Source organism: Variovorax sp. GW821-FHT06D12 (genome assembly GCF_059419205.1).
Genome location: NZ_JBWKRI010000002.1, coordinates 545,094 through 558,461, shown reverse-complemented (window position 1 = coordinate 558,461; position 13,368 = coordinate 545,094). Strand labels below are relative to the sequence as shown.

Genomic DNA, 13,368 nt, shown 5'->3' with positions numbered 1-13,368 from the left:
ACTCACATGACCAATCAAGCCTTCATCTGCGACGCCGTGCGCACCCCCTTCGGCCGCTACGGCGGTTCGCTCAGCAGCGTGCGCACCGACGACCTCGGCGCCGTGCCCCTGCGCGCACTGATCGAGCGCAACAAGAACGTCGACTGGCAGGCCGTGAGCGACGTGCTCTACGGCTGCGCCAACCAGGCCGGCGAAGACAACCGCAACGTCGCGCGCATGTCGGCGCTGCTCGCGGGCCTGCCGATCGAAGTGGGCGGCGGCACCATCAACCGCCTGTGCGGTTCGGGCCTCGATGCACTGGGCACCGCGGCTCGCGCCATCCGCGCCGGTGAAGCCGGCCTGATGATCGCCGGCGGCGTCGAAAGCATGAGCCGCGCGCCCTTCGTCATGCCCAAGGCCGAGAGCGCCTTCAGCCGCAACAACGCGGTGTACGACACCACCATCGGCTGGCGCTTCGTCAACAAGCTCATGAAGGCGCAGTACGGCGTCGACTCGATGCCCGAGACGGCCGAGAACGTCGCCACCGACTACAAGATCGAGCGCGAGGCGCAAGACCTGATGGCGCTCAACTCGCAGCTGCGCGCTGTCGCTTCGCAGAAGTCCGGCTTCTTCGACGCCGAGATCGTGCCCGTGAGCGTGCCGCAGAAGAAGGGCGACGCCCTCATCGTCAACAAGGACGAGCATCCGCGTGACACCACGCTGGAGGCGCTGGCCAAGCTCAAGCCCATCGTGCGTCCCGACGGCACCGTGACCGCCGGCAATGCCAGCGGCGTGAACGACGGCGCCTGCGCGCTGCTGCTGGCCGACGAAGCCAGCGCCGCCAAGCACGGCCTCACGCCGCGCGCCCGCGTGGTCGGCATGGCCACGGCCGGCGTCGCGCCGCGCATCATGGGCATCGGCCCGGCGCCCGCCACGCGGAAGGTGCTGGCGCTCACCGGCCTCACGCTCGACCAGATCGACGTCATCGAACTCAACGAAGCCTTCGCCGCACAAGGCCTCGCCGTGCTGCGCCTCTTGGGCCTGAAGGACGACGACGCGCGCGTGAACATCAACGGCGGCGCCATCGCACTGGGCCACCCGCTCGGCGCCAGCGGCGCACGCCTGGCCACCACCGCGGTGAACCAGCTGCACAAGGGCGGCGGCCGCTACGCGCTGTGCACGATGTGCATCGGCGTGGGGCAGGGCATTGCCGTGATCCTGGAACGCGTCTGATGGGCCTCGCCCGACGCGAGCTGCTGTTGGGCCTGCTGGCGGCGGGCCTGCCTGCGCATGCGCAGCAGAGCGATGCCAAGCCGATCCGCATCGTCGTGCCCTTCGCGGCCGGCGGCGGCAACGACGTGTTCGCACGCCAGATGGCCAAGGGCCTGGGCGAGGTGCGCAAGTCGGGCGTCATCGTCGACAACAAGCCCGGCGCGGGCGGCAACCTCGGCACCGAGCAGGTGGTGCGCAGCACGCCCGACGGCAGCACGCTGCTGCTGGGCCACACGGGCACCGTGTCGATCAACCCGGCGCTGTACAAGAGCCTGAAGTTCGACGCGCGCAAGGACCTGCTGCCCGTGGCCATGTTCGCGTCGTCCGCGCTCGTGCTCGTGGTGCCCGCGGCCTCGAAGGTGCGCAGCGTGGCCGACCTCGTCAAGGAGGCCAAGGTGCGCCCGGGGCTGCTCGACTACGCCTCGAGCGGCAGCGGCACGGGCGGCCACCTCACGGGCGAACTCTTCGCGCAGCGCACCGGTACGAAGATCAATCACATCCCCTACAAGGGCACCAACCCCGCGCTCACCGACCTCGCGGGCGGCCAGGTGCAGATGATGTTCAGCGTCATCCCGCCCGCGCTCGCGCTGGTCAAGGGCGGGCGCCTGCGCGCGATTGCCGTCACGGGCGCGAAGCGTTTGCCGTCGCTGCCCGACGTGCCCACCGTGGCCGAGTCGGGCCTGCGCGAACTCGCGGGCTTCGAGAGCACGCTCACCTACGGCATCCTCGCGCCGCGCGGCACGTCCGACGCGTTCGTGAAGACGCTGTCGACGCAGATGCTGCAGGTGGCGGGCGGTGCCGAGTTCCAGTCGCGCCTGGACGTGGAAGGCGCCGTGCCGCTGCTCGGCGGGCCGGCCGACTACGCCGCGCTCATCGCGAAGGAAAGCGCGCTGTGGGCCGGCATCGTCAAGGCCTCGGGCGCGTCGGTCGACTGAGCGGCGTCGCACCGCTTCCCACCCATCAACGATTCATCAAACCGGAGACTTCCCTCATGTCCTTCTTTCGTTCGTCGCTTTCGCGCCGCACCATCGCTGCAGCCGTGCTGGCGCTGACCGCCGGCGGCCTGCTGCCGCTGACCGCTTCGGCACAACAGCAGCCCGCAGCCTTCCCGACCAAGCCCGTGCGCATCATCACGCCGTTCCCGGTCGGCGGTGGTCCGGACGGCGTGGCCCGCCTCGTGGCCGACAAGCTCTCGCGCGCCTGGGGTCAGCCGGTGGTGGTCGAGAATCGCCCGGGCGGCAACGGCTTCATCGCCATCGACGCCTTCAAGCGCGGTGCCAAGGACGGCCACGACATCATCGTGCTCGACAACGTGCACCTGGCCGCGTACCCGGCGCTGTTCAAGAAGCTGCCATACGACGCATCGAAGGACTTCGACGCGCTGCTGCCGCTGTTCAAGACCTACTTCTTCTTCACCGTCGCGACCAACAGCAAGTACAAGACCGTGGGCGACCTGATCGCCGACGCCAAGGCCAACCCCGGCAAGCTCGACTACGGCTCGTGGTCGGTCGGCAACCCGGTGCACCTGGGCTCGGAGCTGTTCGAGTCGGCCACCGGCACGCAGATGGAGCACGTGATCTACAAGGAGACCACGCAGCTGTACACCTCGGTCGCCACCGGCGAGCTGGCCTTTGCGCTGGGCAGCAGCGCCACCGCCGGCCCGCTGCAGCGCGCCAACAAGCTGCGCTTCCTGGCCGTGGCCGCACCTCAGCGCAACGCCGCCTTCCCCGACGTGCCGACCGTGGGCGAATCGGGCGGCCCGAAGGGCTTCGAGGTCATCGGTTGGAACGCCATCGCCGTGCCGAAGGGCCTGCCGGCTTCGGTGACCGACAAGATCAAGCGCGACATCGAGAAGGGCCTGGCCGAACCCGACGTGCTGGAGAAGTTCAAGAGCTTCGGCTACGAGCCGTTCCCCACCACGCGCCCGCAGTTCGACCAGTTCGTGGCGACCGAAACGAAGCGTTTCACCGACGTGATCCGCAAGGCGAACGTGTCGCTGGACTGACAGCGCGCGCCCAGGGCGCATCCGCAACGAACAAGGCACCCGCGAGGGTGCCTTTTCTTTTGGGCGTCGCGCCCAGGGCGAGAGATTGTGCTGTCCAAAAGTCACATGTTACGTATGGATACGCGACAGGGTAGACCGTCTACCGAAGGGCCTGACAGAGGCGGAGTGGCCCCGCATGGGGCGGTCGCTCCCGTTTCAGGGTAGCCCCTTGCAGGGATACGCGTAACTGGCACGCGTTCTTACATTTTTGACTTGCACATCCGAAATCGTCGCCGTGGGGAGGAGCAAGCCATTGCTGCTGCACACGGAGGTCCACCTGCCCAGTCAGTGAACGAAGAGGGAGTTGAGTCATGAACAAGATCTTCCGAACCCTGTGGAGTCCCACCGCCGGCACCTGGGTGGCCGCGCCGGAAATCGCGCGCGGCCACGCGCGATCGTGCAGCGGGGGCGGCGTGCGCGCGGTGGCAGCAGCGGCGGCAACGGCGGCGCTGTGGGTCTGCGTCGTGCCGGTGCTCGCGGCCGGCGGCGCGGGCGGCCAGCCGGTCGGTGACGCGTCGCTGAACGCGGGCACGGGCGGCAGCGACGGCACGGGCGGGAGCGGCGGGCTCAACGACACCACGGTCAATGCCTTCGGCGGCACGGGCGGATCGTCGACGCCGGGCGGTGTCACGGCGGGCGCCAGCGCCAGCATCGGCGGCTTCGGTGGTGCCACGCCGGGCACCGGCGGCGCGGCCGGCGCGGCCAGCACGCCCACCGGCCCCGGGGCGTTCCAGGGCGACGCCGGCGGCGCGGGCCAGGCGCAGACCGGTGACGCGGCCAATGGGAACGGCTATGGCGGGGGTGGCGGCGGTGGCTTCCAGGGCATGTCGATCGCCAACAACGTGGCCAATTCGTCCGACAGCTACACCGGCGGCATCGGTGGCGCGGGCGGCAACGGGTACTGGGCTGCCGGCGGCGGCGGTGCGGGCGGCTACGGCTCGATCCTCAGCGGCCCGCTCGGCAGCTACACGGCCACGGGATCTTCCACGGGCGGCGCCGGCGGCAAGGGCGGCGACGCCTTTTCGCAGGGCGGCGGCGGCGGCAGCGGGGGCGGCGGGTTCTACCTGAACGCGACCAATCCGGGGCTCAGCTTCACCAACACCGGTCCCCTCACGGGCGGGGCGGGCGGTGCCGGCGGGGCCGAATTGGCACCCGCCCGTTCCAACGCCTCGGGCGGCGGCGGCGGCGCAGGGGGCATCGGCGCGACGTTGGCGGGTGTCGCCGTCACCGTCGGCAATTCCGGCGCGATCACGGGCGGTGCCGGGGGCGCGGGCGGTGCGGCCGGCGGCGGTGCGGGCGGCACCGGTTCACCGGGCGGCGGCGGCGATGGCGGGGCGGGCCTCGCATCGACCGGCGCGGGCGCAACCGTCACCAACACCGGCACCATCGCCGGTGGGGCGGGCGGCGTCGGCGGGGCCAACAGCAACGGCGGACCGAGCGGTGCCAACGGCGTGGGCGGCGTCGGGGTGACGGGCGCGAACCTCGCGCTGACCAACGGCGGAACCATCTCGGGCGGCCTGGGCGGCGACGGCGTCACGCGCGCTGCGGCGGTCGCATTCACGGGCGGCACCAACAGCCTCACGTTGAACACCGGCTCGTCGATGACGGGTGCGATTTCGATCGGCGCGGGCGCCACCGCGAGCGTCATCGCGGGCGCCGGTGGCCTCACCGTCAGCAACGCCCTGCTGCTGGGCGGCACGGGCACCATCGACACCAACGGGAACGCCCTGACGTGGACCGGCGCGATCTCCGGCGCCAGCGATCTCGTGAAGATCGGCGCGGGCGTGCTGACGCTCAGCGGTGCCGACACCCACTCGGGCGCGACCAACGTCGCGGCGGGCACCTTGCGTGCCGGCGCGGCCAACGTGCTCAGCAGCGCGAGCCCCTTCACGGTGGCCACCGGCGCGACGCTCGACCTGGCCGGCAACAGCCAGACCCTCGCGTCGATGGCCCACAGCGGCACCGTCTCGCTGGTGGGTGCGGTGCCCGGCACCACGCTCACCGTCAACGGCCCGTGGGTGGGCAACGGCGGCACGCTGCGACTGGGCACCGCGCTGGGCGGCAGCGCGAGCGCGAGCGACCGGCTCATCCTGAGCGGCGCCACCGCCGTCGCCAGCGGCACGACGAATGTGCAGATCACCAACCTGGGCGGCCTGGGCGCGCTCACCACCGGCAACGGCATCGAGGTGATCAGCGCCCTCAACGGTGCGACCACCACCGCGCAGACCACCAAGAGCGCGTTCGTGCTGGCCGGCACGCACGTCGATGCGGGCGCCTACGAGTACCGGCTGCATGCGGCGGACGCCGCCGGCGCGGGCGAGAACTGGTACCTGCGCTCGACCACTGCACCCGTGACGCCCGTGACGCCTGTCCCGCCCGTCACGCCCGTCACGCCGCCGGCCGGCGGTGGCGGTGGCGGCTCGGGCACTGGCGGCACCGGCGTCGTGCCCGTGCTCGCCGTGCCCACCTACCGCGCCGAAGTGCCGCTGTACGCCGCGCTGCCCGAGCAGCTGCGCCAGTCCAGCCTCGCGATGCTCGGCAACAGGCGCCTGCGCATGGGTGAGGACCTTGTAGCGGGCGCAAACCCGGCCAAGCCCACGCAGGGCTACCGCGAGGCGTGGGGGCGCATCATCAGCACCGAGCGCACCATCGCGCAGGGCGGCACCGTGAGCCCCACGAGCAAGGGGCGCCTCACGGGCTTCCAGGCCGGCACCGACCTGTGGGCCAACCCCGACTGGCACGCGGGCGTGTACGTCGGCCAGCTCGACGGCGACATGCGCGTGAACGGCTTTGCCAGCGGCCTGGCGAACCTCGGCGTGGGCACCAACAACCAGAAGAGCGAATACCTGGGCGCCTATGCCACCTGGAAGCACGCCAGCGGCGTGTACGTCGACGGCGTGCTGCAGGCCGGGCGCCACCGCTACACCGCCAGACCCACGCTGGGCTTCTCCCGGGGCGGCAAGGGCAACAGCCTGCTGGCGTCCATCGAGGTGGGGCAGTCGATTCCCATCGCGCAGAACTGGACCGTCGAGCCGCAGGTGCAATTGGTGCACCAGCGGGTGAGCCTGGGCGACACGGGCATCTCCGGCGCGCTCGTGCAGCAGAACAGCCACAACGGCTGGCGGGCACGCGCCGGCGTGCGCGTGAAGGGCGAGTTCGTCACCCGCGCCGGGGTGCTGCAGCCTTATGTGCGGGTCAATTTCCACCGCAGCAGCCGCGGCACCGACGTCACCCGCTTCGTCGGCCCGGCCGGCTTCACCGACATCGCGACGCGCACCGGCGGCAGCAGCACCGAGCTGGCGGCAGGGGCCACGCTGCAGGTGGCCGAGAACACGAGCGTGTATGTGGAGCTGGGCAAGCTGTGGGCGGGCTCCGGCGGCGACTCGCGCATCAAGAGCGGGGTCAATGCGAGCGTCGGCGTGAAGATGCGCTGGTGATCTCGTGAAGGGGCGCGCAAGGGCGGCGTCTACGCATGCCGCCGCACGCCGGCGTGGAGCGTGTGCACGCGTGCCTCTCCCGGCTGCTGCGCAGGCGATGGCCGCCCCCAACCCTGCGGCAGTTCATGCAGCACGGCGTTCGCATCGAGCGAGCGGATCGCGACCGACGTGTCGGCCGGAATCCGCCCCTGCGCCACCATCGCCTCGTAGCGCAACGCGCACACCCGCAGGAACGACGCGAAGTTGCCGACCTCGCCGCGCGCCGCCACCAGCTCGTCGTACAGCCGCTCGATGAGCTGCACCACGGCCATGCCGTCGCGCTGCGCGATCTCTTCGAGCACCTGCCAGAACAGGTTCTCGAGCCGGATGCTGGTGACCACGCCGTGCAGCCGCACCGAGCGCGTGCGCGCGTCGTAGCTTTGCGGATCGGCGCTGATGAAGACTTCGCACATGGGCCATCTCCTTGAGAGGCTGAATGAATCGGGGCGACGCGGCACTGTAGCGCCGCCCACGCACTTCCGTCCGATCAGTGTTCGATGCGGGTGCCCAGCACCACCAGGAACTGCGACAGCCACGCCGGATGCGCCGGCCAGGCCGGTGCGGTGACGAGGTTGCGGTCGGTCACCGCCTGGTCGACCGGGATGCCCATGTACTCGGCGCCGGCCAGTTCCACCTCGACCTGGCAGGCCGGGTAGGCCGAGACCTTGCGGCCCTTGATGAGGCCCGTGGCCGCGAGCAGCTGCGCGCCGTGGCAGACGGCGGCCACCGGCTTGTCGGTGGCCAGGAAGTGGCGCGCGATCTCCACCACGCGGCTGTGCATGCGCAGGTACTCGGGCGCGCGGCCGCCGGGGATCACGAGCGCGTCGTAGGTCTCGGGGCGCACCTCGTCGAAGCTGGCGTTCAGCGTGAAGCGGTGGCCCGGCTTCTCGCTGTAGGTCTGCGCGCCTTCGAAGTCGTGGATGGCGGTGTGCACCCAGTCGCCGGCCTTCTTGTCGGGCGCCACCGCATGCACGGTGTGGCCGACGGCCAGCAGGGTCTGGAACGGCACCATGGTTTCGTAGTCTTCGGCGTAGTCGCCGCAGAGCATCAGGATCTTGCGAGCCATCGGGTTTGTCTCCTTCGGATGAGGTGTAGCGAAACCGGCCAGCGCAGGGGGCGCGCCGGCCGTCGCCGCATTATTCGAAGGGGGCGGGCGCAGCGGGTAGCAGCGGGCTGTGATGCCGCTGCGGTCGCTATTTGACCGAGCCCGCGGTCAGGCCCTGCACCATGTAGCGCTGCATCCACGCAAACAAAATGGCGACCGGGACCACGGCGCAGATGGCGGCGGCCATCACCAACTCCCACTGCACCACGTACTGGCCCGCGACCATGTTGGTGACGAGCACGGTCAGCGTCTGCTTCTCCGTGGAGCGGATCAGCGTGTAGACCACCGCGAACTCGTTCCAGGCATTGACGAAGGTGACCAGCGCCGTGACCGCCATGGCCGGCAAGGCCAGCGGCAGGAACACCTTGCAGACCGTGCGCACCGGGCCCGAGCCTTCGAGCCAGGCCGACTCTTCCAGGTCGCGCGGAATGGTCTCGAAGTAGGAGGTCATCATCCAGACGGCAAAGGCGATGCCGAAGGCGCCATAGGCCACCACCACGGACAGGCGCGAGTCGGTCATGTTGCCGCCCTCGAACCAGGGCAGGCTGGCCGCCATCTTGAACAGGCCCACCACCAGCAGCACGGGCGAGATCATCTGGGTGATGAGCAAAAACTGCCGGTAGCCGCCCTGGCCGCGAAACTTCAGGCGCGCCAACGCGTAGGCGGAAGGCACGCTGACGGCAATCGTCAGCACGGTCGCAGAGAGCGACACCAGCAGGCTGTTCAGCAGCGCGCGCCCGAAGCCGGTCTGGGCCCACATGGCGGAGAAGTTGCTCCACTGCCACTGCTGCGGCAGCCAGCGCGCCGGATAGACGTAGATCTCGGACGCCGGCTTGAGCGCCGTGAAGAACATCACTGCGAGCGGAAAGATGACCACGGCCACCAGCGGCGCGAGCAGCAGCCAGCACCAGAGGCTGCGCACGAGTTTGTCGGGGCGGATCATGCGGCGGCCTTCGCGGACTGGCGCTTCTGCAGGCGCAGGTAGAACACGGTGAAGGCCAGCAGCAAGGCCAGCATCACGAGCGAGATGGCGGCTGCCTCACCGGGGCGGCCCAGGCGAAAGCCCAGCTGGTACAGCCAGGTGACGAGGATGTGCGTGGCGTTGTCCGGCCCGCCCTGCGTCATGATCCAGATGATGGGGAACGAGTTGAAGACGTAGATCACGTTCAGCACGATCGCCATGTGGATGAAGGGCTTGAGCAGCGGCAGCGTGAGCCGGCGAAACTGCTGCCAGCGCGACGCGCCTTCGATGCCGGCCGCCTCGTAGATGTCCTGCGACACCGACGACAGCCCGCCCAGGAAGATGGTCACGGTGAAGGGAATGGACACCAGGATGCCCACGCCCACCTCGACCCAGAACGCGAGCTGTCCATCGGCCAGCCAGTTGATCGGCTCCTGGATGATCCCGACCATCGCGAGGCTCGCATTGACCATGCCGTACTGGCCATTGAACGACCAGGTCCAGACGATGGCGGTCATGGTCAGCGACACCGCCCAGGGCAGCATCACGATCGTGCGCGCCACGCCCCGGCCATAGAAATCCTGCTGCAGGATGAGCGCGATCGGCACAGCGCACAGCACCGCGCCGCCGACCACGCACACCGTCCATTGCACCGTGCGCCACACCACGTGGACGAACACCGGATCGGTGAACACGGTGCGAAAGTTGTCCAGGCCGTTGAAGGCCCGCAGCAGGCCGAAGCGCGAGATGTCGTGCACCGACTGGAACACCAGGGTGGACAGCGGGTAGGCCAGGATGAAGAGGGTGAGCAACAGGCTCGGCGCAATCAGCCCCCAAGCCAGGGCAGGGCCTCGAACAGGATTCTGCATAGGGCAATTCGATCGGATAGACGTGGTGCGACACGCGGAAAGCTGGCGCAGCCCGGCGGCTGCGCCCCGGGGCTTGCTGGCTTACTTCTTGTTGAGCTTGGTGTTGGCTTCGGCCGCGGCCTTGTCCAGTGCCGCCTTCGGTTCCGCCTTGCCCTGGTAGATGGCCTGCAGCGCATTGGTGACGGCCTGCGCCGAGTCTTCCCAGCCGGCGACCAGCGGGGCGAAGCGCGCGTTGGGCAGCAGGGTCACGAACTCGGAGAGCACCGGGTCGTCCTTGAACACGGGGTCGTTGGCCACCTCGCGCGTCACCGGCATGAAGCCTTCACCCTGGTCGAACTTCAGCCGCGCGGTTTTCGAGAACATGAAGTTCAGGAATTTCTGGGCGGTTTCCTTGTTCTTCGAGGTCTTGAACATCATGATCGAATCGGTCACGCCGAAGGTGATGTCCTTGCCGCCATTGGGCACGCCGGTGATGCCGTATTTCAGTTGCGGCGCGTCCTTGGCGATTTCCTTGGCCAGCGGAGGCAGCGAAATGACCATGCCCAGGCGCCCCTGTTTGAACAGGTTGTGCAGGTCGTAGCGCGTGTTGCCCGCCACGCCGGGCTCGGTCAGGCCCTGGTCGATCATGCTTTTGTAGAGCGTGGCGGCTTTCACGCCGGTCGGCGAATTGAAGGCGGCCTTGTTGCCGGCATCGAGCACATCGCCGCCCATGCTCCACAGCGCGTAGTAGAAATAAGTGTCGGTATCCAGGTCCTTGCCCTGGATGCCATAGCCGTAGGCCCCCGTGGCCTTGATCTTTTTCGCGGCGGCAATCACGTCGTCCCAGGTCTTGGGGCCATTGGGAAAGCCCGCCTTGCTCAGCATGTCCTTGTTATAGAACATGGCGCGCACGCTGGCTGCAATAGGCAGCGCATAAGGCTTTCCATTGATATTTCCGGCTTTCAGGAAGGCCGGAATGAATTGGTCCTTGAATGCTGCATTGGCGTAATTGTCGACCGGCTCCACCAAGCCGTCATTCACGAAATCGCCGACCCAGCGGGTCGCGACGTGGGCCAGGTCGGGAGGGTTGTTGCTGGCGATTTCCGCCTGCAGTTTCTGCTGCATGTTCTCCCAGCTTCCCACCTCGACCTTGACCTTGTCTCCCGGGTTGGCCTTTTCGTAGTCCCGGGCCAGCGCCTCCAGCCAGGGGCGCGTGTTGTCGCTGTAGCTGGACATGGCGATGCGGATATTTCCTGCCTGGGCCGTGAGGGAGGAAAGACCCAGAAGAATTGCGCCTGCCAATAGAGTTGTATTTCGTTTTTTCATATTTAATTCCTCGTGAAGTGATTGAAAATTAATTGAATACACGTCGGGATCCGCTTCGATCAATGCTTGCGCTTTTTTATCTTACGAGTCGGTCGAATGACGCCATAGATAGAGCTAACCCTCGATTTCTAAAAAACAGAACCCTGCCTGCGAAATATTGAAGGCCAAATTCCCGTGGCCTCCTGTACGCTTCAAAATTCGAGCTCGAATTGCGCGCGGTAATTCATTGCCGCCCGGTCGGGAGAGGTATTGGCAATTCACAGGGCGCATTGCGTGGACACATCAATTTCGACTCCGTCTTCGGTTCATCCCCACGCGCCGTCCCGGCGCGTGACGCTGGTCACGGGCGCCGCGGGCGGCATCGGCCAGGCCCTGTGCCGCCGCGTGCTGCAGGCGGGCGACCGGCTGATCGCGCTGGACCACGACGCGGGCGCACTGGAGCGCCTGGCGGCCGTGTTGGCCGGGCAGGGCGTGAGTGCCGACGATCTGGCGCGGCTGCATCCTTTGGTGGCGGACGTCACCGACTGCGCGGCGCTGTGCGACAAGGTGGCCACGGCCGTTGCGGCTGTCGGCCCGGTGGATGTGCTGGTGTCGAACGTGGGCGCCGCGCGCGGGCCGACGGTGCGCAAGACCACGCCGCAGGACTGGCAGGCCGACATCCAGCTCAACCTGAATGGCGCGTTCCATTGCGTGGAGGCGGTGCGCCACGCCATGGTCGAGCGCCGCAGCGGGCAGCTGGTGCTCATCGGCTCGGTCAACGCGCTGACCACGCTCGGCCACCCGGCCTACAGCGCGGCCAAGGCGGCTCTCGTCAGCTACACCCGCTCGCTCGCCATGGAACTGGGCGCCTACGGCATCCGCGCCAACATCGTGCTGCCGGGCACCGTCAAGACGCCCGCCTGGCAGGCGCGGGCCGACAAGAACCCGCAGGTGTTCGAGCAGCTGAAGAAGTGGTACCCGCTGGGCGACTTCGCGACACCGGACGACGTGGCCGATGCCGTGCTCTTCCTCGCGTCGCCCGCCGCGCGCGTCATCACGGGCGTGGCGTTGCCGGTGGATGCGGGCCTCATGGCGGGCATTCTTCCGATGGCCCGTGAGATCACTGTCGAAGACTACTGAGCCAGCGACTCACTTCCACAAAGACAAGGAGACCCCATGGCTCAGGTTCAACTCAAGCAACTGCGCAAGGATTTCGCGGGCGTGCCCGTCGTGCACGGCATCGACCTGGACATTGCCCACGGCGAGTTCGTCGTGCTGGTCGGCCCCTCGGGCTGCGGCAAGTCGACGCTGCTGCGCATGATCGCGGGGCTGGAGCCCATCAGCGGCGGCGAGCTGCGCATCGGCGGTGCGCGGGCCAACGACCTGTCGCCGCAAAAGCGCAACATCTCGATGGTGTTCCAGAGCTATGCGCTCTACCCGCACCTGTCGGTCTACGAGAACATCGCCTTCGGCCCGCGCACGCGCGGCGAAGCCGAAAGCGACTTCCGCCCGCGCATCGAAAAAGCCGCCAGCCTGCTCAACCTCACGCCCTACCTGGACCGCCTGCCGCGCGCGCTCTCGGGCGGACAGCGCCAGCGCGTGGCCATGGGCCGCGCCGTGGTGCGCGAGCCCGCGCTGTTCCTCTTCGACGAGCCGCTGTCCAACCTGGATGCGCAGCTGCGCGTGCAGATGCGCGCCGAGATCAAGGCCCTGCACCAGCGCCTGGGCAACACCATGGTCTACGTCACGCACGACCAGGTGGAAGCCATGACCATGGCCGACCGCATCGTCGTGATGCGCGCGGGCCGGGTAGAACAGGTCGGTGCGCCGCTCGAGCTCTACGACCGCCCGGTCAACCGCTTCGTGGCGGGCTTCATCGGCTCGCCCGCCATGAACTTCACGCAGGGACAGGTGCATCGCGCACACGGCCGCACCTGGCTCGCGCTGCCCGACGGGCAGGCCTGGGACCTGCCGACTTCCGGGTGCACGCCCCTGCTGGCCGATGGACAGCACGTGCTGCTGGGGCTGCGGCCCGAGCATCTGCAGCTGGCCCCCGAGGGCCTGGCGCTGCGCGTGATCCTCACGGAGTCGACGGGCGACAAGACGCAGATCTACGGCACCGTGGCGGGCAGCGAGACGCCCTGGTGCGTGTCCGTGCACGACCGCGTGGCCCTCAAGCCCGGCGACCTCGTGCACCTGCAGGTCCGCGAGGCTGCATCGACCCATTGCTTCGATGCGCAGACCGAGCGCCATGTGGGTGTCGCGGCCCCCGCGCCGGCCGGGTACAGGCCGTCCGCGTCCAGCGTGGACGCGCGTGCCGGCGGCAGCGAAGGCCAGCGCCACGCCGCGTCGATCGCGTATTCGTACGGCTAGGCCAT

11 protein-coding genes are annotated in these 13,368 nt (G+C 68.6%); 6 read left to right on the top strand and 5 right to left on the bottom strand.

The window, feature by feature from the left end; translation table 11 throughout:
* The first annotated feature begins 6 nt into the window (after positions 1-6).
* The 4 genes from pcaF to AC07SQ_RS09075 all read left to right on the top strand — a co-directional run bounded on the left by pcaF (position 7) and on the right by AC07SQ_RS09075 (position 6,732).
* Positions 7-1,212, top strand: a complete 1,206-nt coding sequence (gene pcaF, locus AC07SQ_RS09090; RefSeq protein WP_495272074.1) for a 3-oxoadipyl-CoA thiolase — start codon at positions 7-9, stop codon at positions 1,210-1,212.
* Positions 1,212-2,186 carry a Bug family tripartite tricarboxylate transporter substrate binding protein gene (locus tag AC07SQ_RS09085; RefSeq protein ID WP_495272075.1) on the top strand — a complete coding sequence of 325 codons (975 nt, stop codon included), beginning with the start codon at positions 1,212-1,214 and terminating at the stop codon, positions 2,184-2,186. Before pcaF ends, AC07SQ_RS09085 begins: the two co-directional genes overlap by 1 nt.
* A 56-nt stretch (positions 2,187-2,242) precedes the next feature.
* The gene (locus AC07SQ_RS09080) at positions 2,243-3,256 is read left to right on the top strand and encodes a Bug family tripartite tricarboxylate transporter substrate binding protein (protein WP_495272076.1); all 1,014 of its coding nucleotides are present in this window, start codon (positions 2,243-2,245) and stop codon (positions 3,254-3,256) included.
* A 350-nt stretch (positions 3,257-3,606) separates the two neighbouring features.
* Complete coding sequence (locus AC07SQ_RS09075; protein ID WP_495272077.1) at positions 3,607-6,732, top strand: autotransporter outer membrane beta-barrel domain-containing protein; 3,126 nt, start codon at positions 3,607-3,609, stop codon at positions 6,730-6,732.
* A gap of 29 nt (positions 6,733-6,761) precedes the next feature.
* Here AC07SQ_RS09075 and AC07SQ_RS09070 read toward each other — a convergent pair whose 3' ends face one another.
* From AC07SQ_RS09070 to AC07SQ_RS09050, 5 genes are all read right to left on the bottom strand, one after another.
* Complete coding sequence (locus tag AC07SQ_RS09070; protein ID WP_307696991.1) at positions 6,762-7,184, bottom strand: ribbon-helix-helix domain-containing protein; 423 nt, start codon at positions 7,182-7,184, stop codon at positions 6,762-6,764.
* A 74-nt stretch (positions 7,185-7,258) separates the two neighbouring features.
* Positions 7,259-7,837, bottom strand: coding sequence for a DJ-1/PfpI family protein (locus tag AC07SQ_RS09065; protein WP_495272078.1), 579 nt, complete (start codon positions 7,835-7,837; stop codon positions 7,259-7,261).
* A 127-nt stretch (positions 7,838-7,964) separates the two neighbouring features.
* Entirely contained in the window at positions 7,965-8,819 is an 855-nt protein-coding gene (locus AC07SQ_RS09060; protein WP_495272079.1) for a carbohydrate ABC transporter permease, read from the bottom strand.
* A complete protein-coding gene (locus AC07SQ_RS09055; RefSeq protein ID WP_139704849.1) occupies positions 8,816-9,706 on the bottom strand; it encodes a carbohydrate ABC transporter permease in 891 nt (296 codons plus the stop codon). The genes AC07SQ_RS09060 and AC07SQ_RS09055 overlap by 4 nt, the downstream gene beginning before the upstream one ends.
* Positions 9,707-9,787: 81 nt before the next feature.
* Positions 9,788-11,011, bottom strand: coding sequence for an ABC transporter substrate-binding protein (locus AC07SQ_RS09050; RefSeq protein WP_070062654.1), 1,224 nt, complete (start codon positions 11,009-11,011; stop codon positions 9,788-9,790).
* A gap of 330 nt (positions 11,012-11,341) precedes the next feature.
* Here AC07SQ_RS09050 and AC07SQ_RS09045 point away from each other — a divergent pair, with 330 nt between their 5' ends.
* Together AC07SQ_RS09045 and AC07SQ_RS09040 are read left to right on the top strand one after the other, a co-directional pair.
* Positions 11,342-12,130, top strand: a complete 789-nt coding sequence (locus AC07SQ_RS09045; protein ID WP_373866829.1) for an SDR family oxidoreductase — start codon at positions 11,342-11,344, stop codon at positions 12,128-12,130.
* 36 nt (positions 12,131-12,166) lie between these two features.
* Positions 12,167-13,363 (top strand): ABC transporter ATP-binding protein, encoded by a 1,197-nt coding sequence (locus AC07SQ_RS09040; protein ID WP_095746735.1) that lies wholly within the window; start codon positions 12,167-12,169, stop codon positions 13,361-13,363.
* Positions 13,364-13,368: the final 5 nt, after the last annotated feature.